The organism is Olsenella sp. Marseille-P4559, from assembly GCF_900605015.1.
Classification (GTDB): Bacteria; Actinomycetota; Coriobacteriia; order Coriobacteriales; family Atopobiaceae; genus Tractidigestivibacter.
In genome coordinates this window covers 1,119,467-1,135,647 of record NZ_LR027574.1, presented here as the reverse complement: position 1 = coordinate 1,135,647, position 16,181 = coordinate 1,119,467, and the positions used below count along the sequence as shown (strand labels likewise).

The 16,181-nt window shown below is 60.9% G+C and carries 17 protein-coding genes; 11 read left to right on the top strand and 6 right to left on the bottom strand.

The genetic code is table 11. The features are described from left to right. Positions 1 to 2: 2 nt before the first annotated feature. The 8 genes from E0E00_RS11290 (at position 3) to E0E00_RS11255 (ending at position 7,032) form a co-directional block, all read left to right on the top strand. Positions 3 to 323: a PTS lactose/cellobiose transporter subunit IIA gene (locus E0E00_RS11290; protein ID WP_130812590.1), complete on the top strand. Its 321-nt coding sequence runs from the start codon at positions 3 to 5 to the stop codon at positions 321 to 323. Between the two features lie 89 nt (positions 324 to 412). Beyond that, positions 413 to 745 (top strand): PTS sugar transporter subunit IIB, encoded by a 333-nt coding sequence (locus E0E00_RS11285; RefSeq protein WP_130812589.1) that lies wholly within the window; start codon positions 413 to 415, stop codon positions 743 to 745. 30 nt (positions 746 to 775) lie between these two features. After that, positions 776 to 2,137: a PTS sugar transporter subunit IIC gene (locus E0E00_RS11280; protein ID WP_130812588.1), complete on the top strand. Its 1,362-nt coding sequence runs from the start codon at positions 776 to 778 to the stop codon at positions 2,135 to 2,137. Between the two features lie 162 nt (positions 2,138 to 2,299). Then, positions 2,300 to 3,367, top strand: coding sequence for a N(4)-(beta-N-acetylglucosaminyl)-L-asparaginase (locus tag E0E00_RS11275; RefSeq protein WP_130812587.1), 1,068 nt, complete (start codon positions 2,300 to 2,302; stop codon positions 3,365 to 3,367). A gap of 28 nt (positions 3,368 to 3,395) precedes the next feature. Next, entirely contained in the window at positions 3,396 to 4,613 is a 1,218-nt protein-coding gene (locus tag E0E00_RS11270) for a M20/M25/M40 family metallo-hydrolase (protein ID WP_207302729.1), read from the top strand. A gap of 38 nt (positions 4,614 to 4,651) precedes the next feature. Then, positions 4,652 to 5,350, top strand: coding sequence for an RDD family protein (locus E0E00_RS11265; RefSeq protein WP_165443677.1), 699 nt, complete (start codon positions 4,652 to 4,654; stop codon positions 5,348 to 5,350). A gap of 52 nt (positions 5,351 to 5,402) precedes the next feature. Continuing rightward, positions 5,403 to 5,924 carry a GrdB-related putative oxidoreductase gene (locus E0E00_RS11260; protein WP_130812585.1) on the top strand — a complete coding sequence of 174 codons (522 nt, stop codon included), beginning with the start codon at positions 5,403 to 5,405 and terminating at the stop codon, positions 5,922 to 5,924. Between the two features lie 22 nt (positions 5,925 to 5,946). Next, positions 5,947 to 7,032 (top strand): YitT family protein, encoded by a 1,086-nt coding sequence (locus E0E00_RS11255; protein WP_130812584.1) that lies wholly within the window; start codon positions 5,947 to 5,949, stop codon positions 7,030 to 7,032. A gap of 148 nt (positions 7,033 to 7,180) precedes the next feature. Here the strand turns inward: E0E00_RS11255 and E0E00_RS11250 are convergent, their stop codons facing one another. The 6 genes from E0E00_RS11250 to sufC are packed head-to-tail and all read right to left on the bottom strand — an operon-like array spanning position 7,181 to position 12,688. Then, positions 7,181 to 7,648 (bottom strand): Rrf2 family transcriptional regulator, encoded by a 468-nt coding sequence (locus tag E0E00_RS11250; protein ID WP_130812583.1) that lies wholly within the window; start codon positions 7,646 to 7,648, stop codon positions 7,181 to 7,183. A gap of 2 nt (positions 7,649 to 7,650) precedes the next feature. Further along, a complete protein-coding gene (gene sufU, locus E0E00_RS11245; protein ID WP_130812582.1) occupies positions 7,651 to 8,139 on the bottom strand; it encodes a Fe-S cluster assembly sulfur transfer protein SufU in 489 nt (162 codons plus the stop codon). Continuing rightward, positions 8,126 to 9,397: an aminotransferase class V-fold PLP-dependent enzyme gene (locus E0E00_RS11240; RefSeq protein ID WP_130812581.1), complete on the bottom strand. Its 1,272-nt coding sequence runs from the start codon at positions 9,395 to 9,397 to the stop codon at positions 8,126 to 8,128. The genes sufU and E0E00_RS11240 overlap by 14 nt, the downstream gene beginning before the upstream one ends. An 8-nt stretch (positions 9,398 to 9,405) precedes the next feature. Beyond that, a complete protein-coding gene (locus E0E00_RS11235; protein ID WP_130812580.1) occupies positions 9,406 to 10,506 on the bottom strand; it encodes a SufD family Fe-S cluster assembly protein in 1,101 nt (366 codons plus the stop codon). Further along, complete coding sequence (sufB, locus tag E0E00_RS11230) at positions 10,506 to 11,921, bottom strand: Fe-S cluster assembly protein SufB (RefSeq protein ID WP_130812579.1); 1,416 nt, start codon at positions 11,919 to 11,921, stop codon at positions 10,506 to 10,508. The genes E0E00_RS11235 and sufB overlap by 1 nt, the downstream gene beginning before the upstream one ends. Continuing rightward, positions 11,918 to 12,688 (bottom strand): Fe-S cluster assembly ATPase SufC, encoded by a 771-nt coding sequence (gene sufC, locus E0E00_RS11225; protein ID WP_130812578.1) that lies wholly within the window; start codon positions 12,686 to 12,688, stop codon positions 11,918 to 11,920. The genes sufB and sufC overlap by 4 nt, the downstream gene beginning before the upstream one ends. Positions 12,689 to 13,401: 713 nt before the next feature. Between sufC and E0E00_RS15080 the strand changes: the two genes are divergently transcribed. From E0E00_RS15080 to E0E00_RS11215, 3 genes are all read left to right on the top strand, one after another. Beyond that, positions 13,402 to 14,037 (top strand): hypothetical protein, encoded by a 636-nt coding sequence (locus E0E00_RS15080; RefSeq protein WP_242622246.1) that lies wholly within the window; start codon positions 13,402 to 13,404, stop codon positions 14,035 to 14,037. Next, positions 14,034 to 14,633, top strand: a complete 600-nt coding sequence (locus E0E00_RS15075; protein WP_242622245.1) for a hypothetical protein — start codon at positions 14,034 to 14,036, stop codon at positions 14,631 to 14,633. Before E0E00_RS15080 ends, E0E00_RS15075 begins: the two co-directional genes overlap by 4 nt. Positions 14,634 to 14,832: 199 nt before the next feature. Continuing rightward, positions 14,833 to 16,089, top strand: a complete 1,257-nt coding sequence (locus E0E00_RS11215) for an MFS transporter (protein ID WP_130812577.1) — start codon at positions 14,833 to 14,835, stop codon at positions 16,087 to 16,089. The last annotated feature ends 92 nt before the right edge of the window (positions 16,090 to 16,181 follow it).

Here is a 16,181-nt window from a genome sequence, read left to right as displayed (position 1 = left end):
CGATGGATGAACTGTTCAAAACGAGCTTCCAGATCATCGCTGTCGTAGGCGGAGCGCGCAGTGCCTACGTAGAGGCGGTGCGCGCTGCAAGAGAGGGTGACTTCAATCATGCCGAAGAGCTCATGAAGAAAGGGGATGAGAAGTACTTGGCCGGTCATGATGTCCATGCCGCGCTCATCCAACGCGAGGCGGGAGGAGACCCGGTGAACATGACCCTGATTATTTCCCATGCCGAGGACCAGCTGATGGCCGCAGAGTCTTTCAAGCTTATGGCACAGGAGTTTATCGAGGTATATCGTCATTTGTTTGCTCAAGAGGTCTAGCAGGGGGTGCTTTTGGGAACTTGCGAAGACGGTGTCTCCGCGACTGTGGACTTGTGACCGTGATGTCGCAAATAGAGAGGAAAAGAGAGATGGCAAGCAAGAAGATTTATCTTTTCTGCAGCGCCGGTATGTCTACGAGCATGCTCGCGCAGAACATGCAGGGGGTGGGAGATGCTCACAACCTGCCCGTCGAAGTGCGTGCGTATCCCATCGGCAAGGTGGATGAGGTCGTTGCCGAAGAGCATCCCGCATGCGTTCTGCTTGGTCCACAGGTGAGCTATCAGTACAAGGAGACCAAACAGCGCATCGAGGAAACCTACGATACCCCTGTTGGCCTCCTCGATCAGACTGCCTACGGCATGATGGACGGTGAGGCATCGCTCAAATACGCAATCAAGCTTATTAAGTCGTACAGGAAGTAGCACAAAGTATCCGAGAGAAGGAGGCACCTTGTGTTAGAGAAAATCGAAAAGGTTCTTATGCCCCTTGCCGAGGCCATCGGTAAAAACAAGTACCTCATCGCCATTCGTGACGGCTTTCTCATCTCCACTCCATTGTTGATTGCGGGATCTATTTTCCTGATTATCGGAAACCTGCCCGTTCCCGGTTTTAGCGAATGGTGCGAGAGCATCGCCATAGGCGATGACAACCTTGGGGCGTACCTATCGAAGCCCTCCGACGTGACCTTTGGTCTCATGGCTGTGTTTGCCACGTTCGGAATCGCCTATAGCTACGCATCGCAGATCAAGACCGACAAGGTATTCTCCGCTGCCGCAGCGCTTATGGCATGGTTTCTCATCATGCCCTTCACCGTATCGGGCACTGTTGACGTGAACGGGACGGCGGTTGACGCAGTTCTCTCTGGTATCCCTCTGGGCTGGGTTGGAGCGAAGGGCATCTTCGTTGGTATTTTCTGCGCTTTTGGAGCCACGGCTCTCTATGCTGGGGTCAAGAATCGCGGTTGGGTCATCAAGATGCCCGCCGGCGTTCCTCCCACGGTGACGGAGTCGTTCTCCTCGCTGATTCCCATCACGATTACGATGGCCGTATTCTTCTTTATTAATCTCATCGTCGGCATGTGCAACACCAACGTGTTCGATTTCGTGTTCAAGTTCCTTCAGACGCCGCTGCTGGGTCTGGGCGATACGCTTGGCGCCATGCTCCTCGCCTACGTTTTCCTGCACGCCTTCTGGTTCTTTGGTATTAACGGTGGTTCCGTAGTAGGTGCGGTCTACAATCCCATCCTGCAGACTCTCTCGGCTGAGAACCTTGAGTTCTTCAAGACTGGCGTGGGCCAAGGTCATATCATTTGCCAGCAGTTCCAAGACCTCTTCGCCACGTTTGGCGGCTGTGGGTCGACGCTTTCCCTTCTGATCGCGATGATTCTCTTTTGCAAGTCCTCTCGAATTAAGCAGCTCTCCCGACTTGCCCTAGTTCCTGGCATCTTCAACATCAACGAGCCCATTGTGTTCGGCCTGCCAATCGTCATGAACCCGATTATTGCGGTGCCGTTTATATTGGTGCCTTCGCTCAACATCATCATCTCGTACTTCGCCATGGCTTGGGGGGTTGTGCCCATCTGCTCGGGCGTGCAGGTTCCTTGGACTATGCCCCTTGGCATTTCCGGCGTTCTGGCAACTAACTGGGCTGGTGGAGCCTTGCAGATACTACTCTTGGCAATGGGGGTTTTCGTCTATCTGCCCTTCATCAAGGTCATCGACAATCAGTACCTGCGCGAAGAGCAGAGCGCTGTTGAGGGTGCAATATCCGACGATGACATCGACCTGGACGACCTCTCCTTCGATGACCTGTAAGCCTTGCTAGGCCTCCTTACGGGATGTGCGTTGGAGCAATCGTAATGTCCGGTCGCGTCCTTCGGCCCGTCGTGGGGCGCGACCCTTTTACTACGGGTGCCCGGGACTTTGGACAATGCTGGAGCAGGAGATGGGCGCTGTAAGCGGCTGGGAGAGTACCTTATGTGGGGAATCATCGCAACTTGGCGTATGGCCCTTGAGGGCATTGAAAGAGCGAGTGGCGTGCTTGGGCAGGGTGGGCTCGCAGGCGATGCCGTTGAGCTCGCCATCCGTGATGTCGAGGACTTTCCGTACTATAAGTCGGTCGGTTACGGAGGCCTGCCTAACGAGGAGATGGAGGTCGAACTCGATGCGGCGTTTATGAATGGGGACACTCTTGAGTTCGGCGCTGTGGCCGCGCTCAAGAACTTTTCAAACCCCATATGTGTTGCTCGTGCGCTTTCCACAGGTAACACAAACAACTTTCTAGTGGGTGCGGGTGCAGAGAAGTTTGCCGATCGGGCGGGCTTCGAGCGCAAGAACATGCTCACTGATCGCGCCAAGAAGCTCTATGCTCGTCGGGTTGCCGAGGAAGGGGGGCGTCTCTCTCAGGATGCCCATTGTCTGGGGGAGCCCGAAGCCATTGAGGAGAGGGCTCGCGGCGTCGTACAGGGGGCAGTATCGGACACCGTCCCGTCGCGAGTGGGCATTGACCAAGAGGACACTAGCCCCTGCGGCCACGACACCGTGGGCGTGGTGTGCTTGGACGCCACAGGCTCCATGGCCGCTGCCACCTCAACGAGCGGGCTTTTCATGAAACGCCCCGGTCGCGTGGGCGATTCCCCCATTCCGGGGGCGGGCTTCTACGCGGATTCCGCCGTGGGGGCCGCCGCCTCAACAGGCTTGGGCGAGGACGTAATGAAGGGTTGCGTTGGTTACGAGATCGTCCGACTCATGGGTAACGGCTTGCATCCCCAGCGCGCTTGTGAGCAGGCGATAGGCATCTTTACCGAGAAGCTCAAGGCCCGTCGTGGACATGCGGGCGATATGTCCTTCGTGGCCATGGACTCTCGGGGCCGTTGGGGCGCGGCGAGCAATATTGAGGGCTTTTCCTTCGTGGTGCAGACCAAAGAAGATGCCGCTTGCGTGTACCTTGTGCATCCGCGCCAGGACGGGAGATGCACCCATGAGATAGCGAGCCAGGCCTGGCAGGATGAGTACATGCGTTCGCGCATGTCGCCTTTGGACTAGCCTTGCCATCACGGCTTTAGGAGGAGCGATGGAATCCGTTGACGACGTTGCAGCAAATCAACAGGGGCCATATGCACTCGGCCCCAACTTGGAGCGGCGTATCCTTGCGGAGGTCGACAAGGTGTCGGATGAGATGGTCGAGGCCATCCGTGCCGTCGTGCGCCAAAGGAGCGTTCGGGAGGACGCTGTACCGGGTGCGCCCTTTGGGCCCGGCGTGCATGCGGCACTCGACCAGACACTCGATCGCAGCCGATCGCTGGGCTTTTCGACAGTGGATTTGGATGGCTATATGGGCTATGCGAGCTGGAAGCCCACTTCTGGCGCGACTGGTGAGCCGGTGTTGCCAGGCTACGTGTGTGCCGTGGGCCACTTGGACGTGGTACCCGAGGGCACCTCGGGTTGGAAGGTGCCGCCATATAGCGCAGATCTCACGGCTGGGAGAATCACGGGTCGAGGCGTGCTTGACAACAAGGGCCCCATATACTCTTGCCTCTATGCGCTCTGGGCGCTGAAGCGGCTGGGCCTTTCCCCACGTCGAGAAGTGCGAATCATCTTTGGCTGTAATGAGGAGACGGGCTTCAATGACCTTCGATACTACCTGAGGCACGAACCCGCGCCAGAGATGGGCTTTACGCCCGATTGCAAGTATCCAGTTGTCTATGCTGAGCGTGGGCGGCTGGGCGTGCGTCTGACGGCCTGTGCCGCCGAAACAGAGGAGGGGGAGCCGCTACAACGCCTCTTCTCTTTCATGAATGAATACGTTTTGAATGCCAAGCCGAATGGCGAGCGCTTTGGCATTGACTACTCAGACCCGGAGTTTGGCGTCACTGAGTTGAGAAACTATCGCCTGGTCTTTGAGGAAGGCATGCCTGCGGTTGAGTTCTCTGTCAGCTATCCTGCGGGCGTCACCGCCAATCAACTTGAAGAGCGATTGGGTGCCGTGGCCAGAAGGCAGGGGTTTGACTTCCAAGTGATGGGAAACTATGACCCGGTATGCTTTGAGAAGGACTGCCGTTTGGTACGCACGCTCACTCTCGCTTACGAGCGGGTTACCGGACTGGATGGTTCCCCTGTAACGACCACGGGGGGCACATACGCCAAATTCATGCCCAATGTCGTGCCCTTCGGGCCGTCATTTCCCGGCCAAAAAGGGATTGGGCACCAACCAAACGAATGGATGGACGTAGCGGACATCATCACGAATGCAAAAATTTACGCACTAAGTCTCTACCTGCTGTCTCAATAGGGGCTGGCCGCGGGACGAGACGTGGGATGGGAAAGCCAATGAGCTCGGAGAGGCGTGGAAAGAAGAAAAAGTGCTCTACGACGGGCCAGCGCAAGCTTGGGCCTAACATCACGATTGCGGAGTTTGCGGGGGCGCAGGACGCGCGGGAGGATAGCCCTGCCCCGGTGTCTCGAAGGTTTCTTGCATATCTAATCGACTGGTATCTCGGCTCGCTCTGTGCTGCGCTGCCCATCAGCATCATTGCGCAGCGGGTAATGGGTGATATGGCAAACCAACGCCTTGTCGACTTCCCAGCTCCATGGGGTATGGTCGCAGGCGCCTTGGCCCTGCTCTTCTCCTGCCTCTATTACCTAGCGATTCCGATGCTGGTTTGGCGGGGCCAGACGCCCGGCAAGCGTCTCTGTCGGATTCGCATCGAAATGGTTGACGGCTCTCCTGTGGATTTGTGGCACCTAGTGCTGCGCGAGGTCGTTGGCGTTTTTCTGCTGTCCGGCGTTATCGCCAATGCGAGCTCTGTCTGGCATCAAATGGCTACAATCGCCCTGCAAGTGAACTTGGTCCACCCTCTTATGTATGGCGGATTCGCCCTTACAGCGGTGAGCTGTGCGCTTATCCTTTGCCGTCACGACCATCGCTGCGTCCACGATTTCATTGGTGGAACTGAGGTCAGGCTCGTTGCGCATACGGAGAAAGTGCCAGCCTCCAACGTGGGGGAGCGGGATGTGAGGGCTAGTTAGTTCCAAATAAACTTGGGCTTTGCTGCATAAGGAGCAAAGAAGGGGAGCAATCATGAAAATCGTTATGTTTTACGATCAAATCCAGTCTGGTCTGGGAGCTAAGGATGACCGCGATCTGCCCCTCGGCATCCTCAAGGAGCCAGTTGGACCGGCTGTCATGATGGAGGGCCCACTCCACCAGGTGGACGGTCGAGTAGTGGCAACGCTCTGCTGCGGGTGGGGCACGTATGAGGCAGACCCGGATGAAGTTGCTCGAAAGCTTGTAGCGATGTGCCACAAGATTAATCCCGACGTTGTCATGTGCGGTCCCGCCTTCGACTATGCTGAGTATGCCGAGATGGCGGGTCGTGTGGCAGCCGATCTTGAAGCTGCTGGGAAGGTGCATGCCCTTGCCGCCATGAGCGAGGAGAATAAGGAGACCATCGCTCGCTATCGTGACAAGGTGACCATTGTGAGGACACCTAAGAAGGGGGGCATGGGACTCAATCAAGCTCTCAAGAACATGTGTCTCGTAGCGCAAGGTCTGACGTGCGGGAATGACATTTCGTCACTCAGACGAGAGGCATGCTTCTAAGGGCTTTGACAAGGAGTGTTCCATGTTAAAGGAACTTCGTGAAAGAGCTGTAGCACAGTGCAGGATTTCAAGCACAAACGCTGTGCTACGGGCACGCGAGGAGCGTTTGGCAAAACAGGCCGCAGTGTTGGGTCAGCTCAAGGCCATGGAGGGCAACCCTGCCTCCGGGCAGGGTTGCCAGACGCCCCCAGTTGTCTTTCCGGAGATCAAGTTTGACCTCAAAATGGAGATAGAGCGTCTGCGAAACCTTCGAAGGTATACGGCCGCTCGGCGGTGCAAGACGCTTGCTTCAGTGGTACTTTCGGCATTAATCCAATCATATACGATACAGGCTTTTGTGAACCCGGCAAATCTGTTGTCGAGCGGCTTTACGGGCGTGGCCATTCTCATAGACCGAGTTGCCGCTCTCTTCGGGCTTACTTTTCCTACCTTCGCTGGAATGGTGGTGCTGAACATTCCTGTTGCGCTGCTCAGCTGGAAGAGCATCTCCCGACGCTTTGTAGTGTTTTCGATGGCTCAGGTTTGCTTGGCTTCGCTCTTCCTGCGCCTGTTCACTTTCCGACCCATCTTGGATAACCTGATGCTACAGGTGGTTTTTGGGGGATTCCTCTACGGTCTCTCTATTGCCGTGGCACTTCGCGGTGGTGCGAGCACTGCGGGCACAGACTTCATTTCACTCATGGTGTCCAATAAAACGGGCAGGTCAATCTGGGGGTTCGTATTCACAGGGAATTGTGCGGTACTCGTAGTATTCGGTGTCATGTTTGGTTGGGAGCCAGCGGCCTACTCGATCATTTTTCAGTTCATCTCAACTAAGACGATTGAGACGTTTTACCATCGTTATGATCGCGTGACCCTTCAAATCATCACACAACGCCCAAAGCCGGTTCTTGAGGCTTACAACAAAGCACACAAGCATGGCTCCTCGGTGATGGAGGTCATGGGTGGGCGAAGCAAGCAGCGCTACTGGCTCATCAATACTGTTGTGTCGTCCTATGAGGTTGATGATGTAATGCAGCTTGTCCGACTGTACGATGGCGGCGCAGTGGTCAATGCTTTTCGCACGGAGAGCTTCTTCGGGAACTTCTACCGTGCGCCAATTGAATAGAAACTGTCACGAAAACAGGCTCGTTCGTACCATCCGTAATTGCACGTAAGATAGCAGAAGGCCCCTGTCAGTGGTATGCCCTTCGGTCTGTGACGCACACAGGGGTTGATGCGGGTTGTGGGGGGTGTTGTGGTGCCACGGCACGTCGCTATTCGCTTGTCTCGTCATCCGGGTTGCGGCCGAGGCGAGCAGCGCCCTCGTCCCCCTCGTCGGGCGCGAGGAGGTCGGCCAAGGTCTTGCTGTCAAGGTAGGCCGAGGTGACGCGACCGAGGTCACGCCAGACGCCCACGGTGGTGCAGGTGTCCATCTGCGAGCAGAACGTGTCGTTGGTGCACTGCAGGCATGCCACCGGCGCGAGCGATCCCTCAGCTGCACGCAGGAGCTCTCCCAGCGTGTATTCCTCAGGCTTGCGCGTGAGGCGGTATCCGCCGCCCTTGCCGCGCTGGCTCTCCACGTAGCCCGCCTTGTGCATGAGGGAGATGACCTGCTCAAGGTACTTGCGCGAGATGTTCTGCCGCTTCGAGACGTCACCCAGGGAAACCCACCCCTCGTGGGATGCGAGGTCGGCCATCGCGCGCAGGGCGTACATGCCCTTTGTCGAGAACATCCCGGTCATGGCTAGGCTCCCTTCTCGTCCTTGTCGGTGGCGTCGGTCGCCGGTGCGGCTTCGGCGCCCTTGCGGCCCTCAAGCATCTCCTTGAGCGTGCGCCAGGCAAGTTCGGCGCACTTCACGCGCGCGGGCATGTGCGAGATGTCCTTGAGCATCCCGGCGTCCTCGAGTGGGGCAAGCTCGGCCTCGTCGGTGACCTCACCGCGCACCATGCGCTCGAAGAGGTCGCAAAGTCGAATGGCCTCCTCGGGGGTCTGTCCCACCATGAGGTCGCTCATGATGTCGGCCGAGGCCTGGCTGATGGCACAGCCGTGGCCTGTGAACGCGACCTCCTCGATGGTTCCGTCGCCCGCCAGACGCACGGAGAACCTGAGCTCGTCCCCGCAGGAGGGGTTCACGCCCTCGTGCGTGCAGGTGGGGTCCTCCATCTGATACTTGTAGTCGGGATGGGCCACGTGGTCCATGAATTCGGCGTTGTAGAGACTAGTCACGTCCATGGAAGACCTCCCAGACCCTCCCCAGCCCGTCGACAAGCGCGTCGACATCGGACTTGTCGTTGTAGAAGGCAATGCTCGCACGGCAGGTGGCACCATTCTCCACGCCCAGGTAGGCGAGAAGCGGCTGTGCACAATGGTGGCCGGCACGTATGCAGACGTTGCCCATGTCGAGAATCGACGCCACGTCGTGCGGGTGAATGCCGCGCACGTTGAAGGCGACGGAGCCCACATGGCGCTCTCCCTCGGCGGGACCAATAACGTCCACGTAGGGGAGGGCAGCAAGTGATTCCGTGAGGTAGCGGGCGAGAAGACGCTCGCGTGCTTCGAGGGCGTCAAAGCCCTTCTCGTTGAGGTAGTCCAGGTCAGCCCCAAAGGCATATGCGCCAGCGGCGTCCTGCGTGCCGGCCTCGAACTTCTGCGGGACGGGCGCCCAGACGGCATCCGTCTCGGTCACGGAGTCGATCATCTCTCCGCCGGTCAGGAAGGGTGGCATGGCATCGAGCACCTCAGAGGTGCCCCAGAGGACGCCTATCCCCATGGGGCCACCCATCTTGTGCGCCGAGAAGGCGAGAAGGTCGCAGCCAAGCTCGCGCACGTTGACGCGCACGTGCGGTACGGACTGCGCGCCATCGGCCACCATGTAGGCACCCATCTCGTGGGCACGCCTCGCAATCATGGGGATGTCGTTCTCAACGCCCAGGACGTTTGAGACCTGCGTTACCGAGACGATCTTGGCATGCGGGCCAACCTTGGCGGCAACCTCCTCGGGCGTGATGCGGTAGTTCTCATCCATGCGCAGGTAGACCAGGTTGGCACCGGTCTCGCGACAGACTCGCTGCCAGGGGATCAGGTTCGAGTGGTGCTCCATGATGGAGATGACCACGTCGTCTCCGGGCTTGAGCACCTGGCGGCCAAGCGCATGTGCCACGAGGTTCAAGGACTCGCTGGTATTCCTTGTGAAGACGACCTGGTTGCCACAGGGCTTGCCGCTCTCGTCAACCGCACCCAAAAACGCGGCAACCTTGCCGCGCGTCTGGGCGATGGCCTCGGTGGCTTCAACGGAGAGCCTGTAGAGGCCACGGAGCGGGTTGGCGTTCATGGTCTCGTAGAAGCGGCGCTGCGCGTCGAGGACCGCGGCAGGGCGCTGCGCAGTGGCGGCGCTGTCGAGAAAGGCCAGGCCCGGGTTAGTGGCAAGCAGCGGGAAGTCTGCCTTGTAAGGGCTCTGCTCGATGGATGCGAGCTCGTCTTGCGTAAGCATCGGCGACCTCACTCCCCCTCGTCTGCGGCGAGCTGGGCGCTCTCGTCGAAGTCGTGCGCAACCGCTGTGCCCAGCACGCGTTCGGCCTGGCGTACCGCGACGTCGTGGGCGTGCTTCTCGGGTGCGTTGATGATGGCATCCTCGAAGAGGGCGCGCACGAAGAGGTCCTCTGCGTCCTTGCGGGAAAGGCCACGGTCGGCAAGGTAGTCCATCTGCTCGGGGCCAACGGTGCCGATGGTGGCGCCGTGGTTGCCCTGGACGTCGTCCTCGTCGCAGAGGATGACGGGGAGGGTCTTGTTGACCACGTCATCGCCGAAGACCAGCACGCTTTCGGCCTCGTCGCCCTTTGAGCCGCGCGCGCCGTGGACGAGGTCGATGGTGGCGCGCAGGGCCTTCTCGGCTGCGTCGTCCAGGATGCCGTGCTCGCGCACGTGGGCAATGGTGTCCTTGCCACGCTGGCGCACCACGTGGTTCACGTCCAGATGGTCCTTGCCGTTGGCAAAGTAGCGCAGGGAGACGTTCGTGCGGGCACGGTCCCCGGAGAGGGACACGGCCGTGCCAAACGTCACGGCACCGCCGCCCAGCGCGTATTGGCGAACCTCGATGTGGGCGTCGTCATCGGCGTCCACGCCTACGCTCTCGAGGTGCTGCTGAGAGGAACCGATGCCCACAACCTCGGTGATTGTGACGTGCGTGCCCTCCTCCGCAATCACGCGCAGAAGCGATGCCGAGGTTGCAGCTGCCGCATCGGTGCCGCCAGCGGCCACCACGATAGAGACCGTGGCACCGGCACGCACCATGACGCCCGTGTCGGCGACCTCGCCCTTGTCGGTGTCGATGGTCACCACTATTGGCTCGGTACGCACGGTGTGCGCGGGAACCTCGACGTAACGAGCGTCGGCGGCTTGCGAGATGACCCAGTCGGTGACCTTCTCGCCCATGCCGCACTCCAGCTGCGAGAAGAGCTTGGGAAGCGCAAAGTACACGTCGCCCTCGCGCGAGAGCTTGGGCACTGTGAGCGTGATGCCATTGGCGCGCAGGCGGTTCCACGTCTGAGCGGGGGGCTCGTTCACGCGGTCGAGCACGACGGTGGTGTTCTCGTCTGCCATCAGCCAATCGCCCCTTCCATCTCGAGTTTGATGAGGTTGTTCATCTCGACGGCATACTCCATGGGGAGTTCCTTCGAGACCGGGTTTGCAAAGCCGTTGACCACGAGCGTGCGGGCCTCCTGCTCGGAGCAGCCGCGGCTCATGAGGTAGAGGATCGTGTCGTCGGAGATGCGACCGATGGTGGCCTCGTGGCCCACGGACGCGGTTGGGTTGCGCACGTCCATCGCGGGGATGGTGTCGGAGCGGCTGATGTTGTCGAGCATCAGCGACTGGCAGCTCACGGTGCACCGCGCGTTGTCCGCATGGCGACCCACGACGACCGAGCTTCTGAAGGTGTTGATGCCACCGTCCTTGGAGATGGACTTGGTGCTCACCGATGCCGTGGTGTCACGGCCGTTGAGAATGACCTTGCAGCCGGTGTCGAGGTCCTGCGTGGCGCCGGCGAAGGTGATGCCCGTGAACTCGCAGCTCGAGCGGTCGCCCGCGAGGATCGTGGTGGGGTAGAGGTAGGAGACGTGGCTGCCGAAGCTGCCCGAGACCCACTCCATCTTGGAGTCTGCGCCCACGGTGGCGCGCTTGGTGTTGAGGTTGTACATGTTCTTGGACCAGTTCTCGATCGTGGAGTAGCGCAGGCGTGCGCCGTCCTTCACGAAGAGCTCCACGGCGCCGGCATGGAGGTTTGCCGCGTAGTACTTGGGTGCCGAGCAACCCTCGATGAAGTGCAGGCTGGCACCGGGCTCGACGATGATGAGCGTGTGCTCGAACTGGCCTGCGCCCTGGGCGTTCAGGCGGAAGTAGCTCTGCAGCGGGTAGTCAAGCGAGACGCCCTCGGGCACGTAGACAAAGGAGCCGCCGGACCACACGGCGTAGTGGAGTGCCGCAAACTTGTGGTCGGTCATGGGGATGAGGGTGCCAAAGTACTGGTGCACCACGGGCTCCCAGGTGGGGTCGTGGAGCGCGTCCTCGATCGTGGTGTAGACCACGCCCCGCTTGGCGACCTCCTCGCGCATGTTGTGGTAGACGATCTCGGAGTCGTACTGGGCGCCCACGCCGGCGAGCGACTCGCGCTCCGCCTCGGGGATGCCCAGGCGCTCGAAGGTGTCCTTGATGTCTGCCGGCACGTCGTCCCAGCTCGAGACCTGCTTGGTCTTGGGCGAGACGTATGTCGAGATGTGGTCGAGGTCAAGCCCCGCAATCGAGGGGCCCCAGTTGGTGGCCATGGGACGGTTGTGGTACTCGTCAAGCGCCTTCAGACGCAGGTCAAGCATCCACTGGGGCTCGTCCTTCTTGGCCGAGATCGCACGTACGATGTCCGGCGTGAGGCCGTCGGCATAGCGCTCGTATCCCTCCTCGGACTTGGTGAAGTCGTAGAGGGAGCGGTCGACGTCTTCGACCTGCGTTCTCTCCCTCGTCACCTTGCATCACCCTCGTCCTGGGGCTGGCGCTCGAAGCGCTCGAAGCCATTCTTGTCGATGTCGTCGATGAGGCTTGCGGAACCCTCGGCCACGAGGCCGCCCTTGACCATCACGTGCGTGCGGTCAACGGAGAGGCGCTCAAGGATCCGCGTGTTGTGCGTGATCATGATGAGCGCGCCGCCCACGGTCTCGCGATAGCGCTGGATGCCGCGGGAGACCGTGGTCAGGGCATCGACGTCGAGGCCCGAGTCCGTCTCGTCCAGGATGGCGAGCTTGGGCTGGAGGAGAAGGAGCTGGAGCATCTCGATCTTCTTCTTCTCGCCGCCCGAGAAGCCCACGTTGAGCTCGCGCATGAGGAAGCTCTGGTCGAGGTCGAGCCCGTCGGCGATGGCGCCCACGCGACGGCGGAACTCGCGCGCGGTGCACTTGAGCTCGGGGCGCATCTGCGAGATGGAGCGCAGGAAGCTGTAGAGGGGCACGCCGGGGACCTCGACGGGGGCCTGGTAGGACAGGAAGATGCCGGCGAGCGAGCGCTTGTCGGGCGAGAGGTCGGTGATGTCCTGGCCGTCGAAGGAGATGGTGCCGGAGGTGACCTTATAGGTGGGGTCGCCCATGATGACATGCCCGAGCGTTGACTTGCCGGCGCCGTTGGGGCCCATGAGGACGTGGGTCTCGCCTGCGCCAACCTTGAGATCGACGTTGTGGAGGATGGGTTTGTCCTCCGTGCCTGCGGAGATGCCGCTCACGTCGAGAAGCGTGTCTGCCATGTTGTTCTCCTAGCTCGAATGCGCAGGCGGCCGGGGGGCTGCCGGCGCAGGTTTTCCTCTCCGCGTTCGTGCCGGCGGGCCGGCGCACGCGATTTTGGTCATGGGGACGGTGCTCTGGGCGAGCTGGTTGCAGAGAAATCCCCGACGACCTACTCGCAGAGTACCCCTCACGGCCTAATTCATACTAGTTTGTAGGAAATAGAAGGCAAGTGCGATGGGGGAGTTTTCTTGGCGGTTTCACAAATTCCTATTGTGCAGGGGGCATTTTAGGTGAGAGGGGCGTAGGAAGTCGCCCTCCGGCAATCGGCGCTGCGGCACGAATCCGGTGTCGCAGCGCGCTTCTGCTGGTCTCTTCTGGGATTTCTCGACGTTTAAGAATTTCGCGGACGTTTAGCCACCCCTAACCGTCGAAACTTTACGTGACCATTTTTATCTCGTGAATTCTCGACGGTTAGGGGTGGCTAAACGGCGAAATCGTACGTCAAAGCCCCTCAGCTGCCAGGAAGCCCCGCGCCCGCCTTCGTCGTCTGCCCCGTTGCGCTAGGGTAGTCACCCGGGAAGGGGGCCGCACGGCTGCGGCAGCCGTGCGCCCACCGTATAACGCAAGGGGAGAGGCCCTACCGCATGGGATGCAGGGCGACAAGTGGCGTGCTTGAGAGACTTGTGAGGTACTGCGAGGTTCCCCCGCATCAGACCCGCGCACTGCGACGACGGTGCCCTCGACCTCGGCTCAGTTCGACATGGCGCACGTCGTTGCCGCTGACCTGCGCGCCGTTGGCGCCCAAGACGTCACGCTCGACGAGCACGCCTACGTCACGGCCCACTGGCCTGCAAGCGCCGGTGCCGAGAAGTGCTCCACGCTTGCGTTCTGCTGCCACCTCGACACCGCCTGGCAGACCTATGGCAGCCCTGCGCACCCGCAGGTCAAGCGCTACGAGGGTGGTCGCCTGGTTCTGGGGCGCGGCCGCGACGGCGCGGAGGTCATGCTCGACCCCGCCTCAAACCCGGAGCTCGCAGACCTTGTCGGTGAGGACCTCGTGACCTCGGACGGCACATCGCTTCTCGGCGGAGACGACAAGGCCGCCGTGGCCATGGTCGTCTCGCTTCTTGCGCGCCTTGCCGAGAACCCCTCCATCCCACACCCAGCGCTCGGCCTTGCGTTTGTCCCGGACGAGGAGATTGGCCACGGTGCAGCACTGCTCGACCTCGACGCACTGGGTGCCGCCTACGGTTACACCATCGACGCCGGCCCGCTTGGCGAGTTCTGCTGCGAGACGTTCAACGCCGCCGAGGCAGTAATCCGGGCAAACAGGCGCTCTGTCCACACCGGCACTGCGAAGGGATGGTGAACGCCTCCGAAGCGCTGCTCCGCGTGCATCAGCTCATTCCGCCCCAGGACCGGCCGGAGTTCACGCAGGGCCGCGAGGGCTCCTTCTACCTGGAGCGCATTGAGGGCAACTGCGAGGACGCCCGCGCGGATTACATCATTCGCGACCACGACCGCATCCGCTTCGAGGCGAGAAAGGACCTGCTCCGCTCGTACGTGGTGCAGGTGGACGAGGAGTACGCGCTGCGTCCGTCCGTAGAAAGCGGCCAGCCGGTTCTCACCATCGACATCCGCGACCAGTACCGCAACATGGCCGAGGTCATCACTCGTCCCGAGAATGCGCACCTCATCGAGTCCGCGCAGCGGGCATATGCTGCGCGCGGCGTCACCATGCGAGCAGTCCCCATGCGCGGCGGCACCGACGGGGCGCAGCTCTCCTTTCGCGGCCTGCCGTGCGCGAACCTCTCGGCCTGCTGCCATAACGCGCATAGCGTGACCGAGTTGTTCCGGTCCGCGAGCTGGAGGCCATGGTCGACGTACTACGGGCGCTCGTGGGCATCTACGCGGAGAGCCGAACCCGTAAGAGAAGGGTTTGGCTATCTATCTTCAATTAGATGAGGCATGTCTCTGGGCCCATGAGCGAAGGCAACAGCCTTGCGCGGTCGCCCGCGTGCGTGTAACATCTCGTGCGAACGTTGGTGAACCAAGGAGGCATTCATGGCAGGAGTCGCAGGAGGAGAGTTCGCTAAGTAGCGATGCGTCACCCGCCCGTCGCTGGGCAACGTCCTTCTCGCCGCCAAATTCCTGGAGAATCGCCATGCCTTTGTTCTCTCGCCCTGCTCGGCGCGCTCTTTTCACGCCCACGGCCCGCCTCGTCCTTGCAAACTTCCTGCTCGTCGTGTGCTTCACGGCTACGTACTTTGTGGGGGTAATCGGCTGTGCCACCTACGAGCTTGGGGCCGACGCCCTTGCGGTCTCGGCCCTGGTCGTGCTGATCAACGTCACGCTTGTGATAGGCGGCGCACTTGCGGGCGTTGTCACAGACCGCATGGGGCCTCGCCTCACGCTGACGGCATCGCTCGCAGGCATGGCACTCATCGGCGTTTTTGCCCTGCTCATGCCATTGAGCTATCCCACGCTCGCTGCCGTTTCGATGCTCGAGGGCCTGGCCGACGGCTTTTGCAGCACGGCGGTGAGCGCCTACCCACGCTTCCTCACCAGTCGCCCACGCGAGCTCAAGCGCATGAACAGCCTGTGTGGCACAGCGGTCTCGGTTGCCGTTATTGCCGGGCCACTCATTGGCGGTGCCGCCACCGTGGTTGCCACGAACCAAGTGAGCTTTGCCACGATTCCGGTGGCGGCGCTGCTCGCCGCCGCGCTTGCCTGGGTGACGCCGGAGGAGCCTGAGGCCAGGGGCAAGCAGCGCGCAGGCAACGCGGCTGGCGAGAAGGCCGCAGCGCGCGAGGGCTTCTGGCACCAGCTCGTCGAGGGCTTTCGCGTGACCTTCTCGCATGATACCCTGCGCACGCTGTTCCTCCTCTACTTCCTGGGGTTCTTTGCATACGGAGCCTTCGACTCGCTTGAGTCGCTCTTCTACCGTGACGTGCTGCAGGTGACAGGCGATTGGATGGGGTGGCTCTCGGCCTGCGCGGGGGTTGGTGCTACGGCAGGATCGCTTCTGGTGCTGCGCGTCTCGACGAAGCGCCTTACGCTGGGGACCATCGCTGCGTTGCTCCTGGTGACGGGTGTGGGCTCCATGATCTATGTGGGAACGGCCAACGTTGCCATTGCCGTTGTGGGACAGCTTGTGACCGGCCTGGGCTTTGGCGCCATGCGCCCTGTGAAAGACACGGTTCTGCAGCACAGCTGCGACATCTCGTGCGTAGGCCGCGTGACTGCCGTCATGAACGTGGGCACCAACAGCGCGGGCACCCTGCCTCTGCTCGTGGCTCCGCTGGTGGCAGATGTGCTTGGGGTGCAGGGCACGCTCTTTGCGGCGTCGGTTATTGTTGCGCTGCTGGCGCTCGTGTTCTTCCTGCTCACGCGGCGAGGCGGAGAAGGCCCAAGGCACTAATGTAGCCTGTGCTACCTGTGCCATCATCCTCATGCCAAAGTTTGCTAGCCCCATTAACAGATGTAGGAATCATGAACCACACGGCCATATCG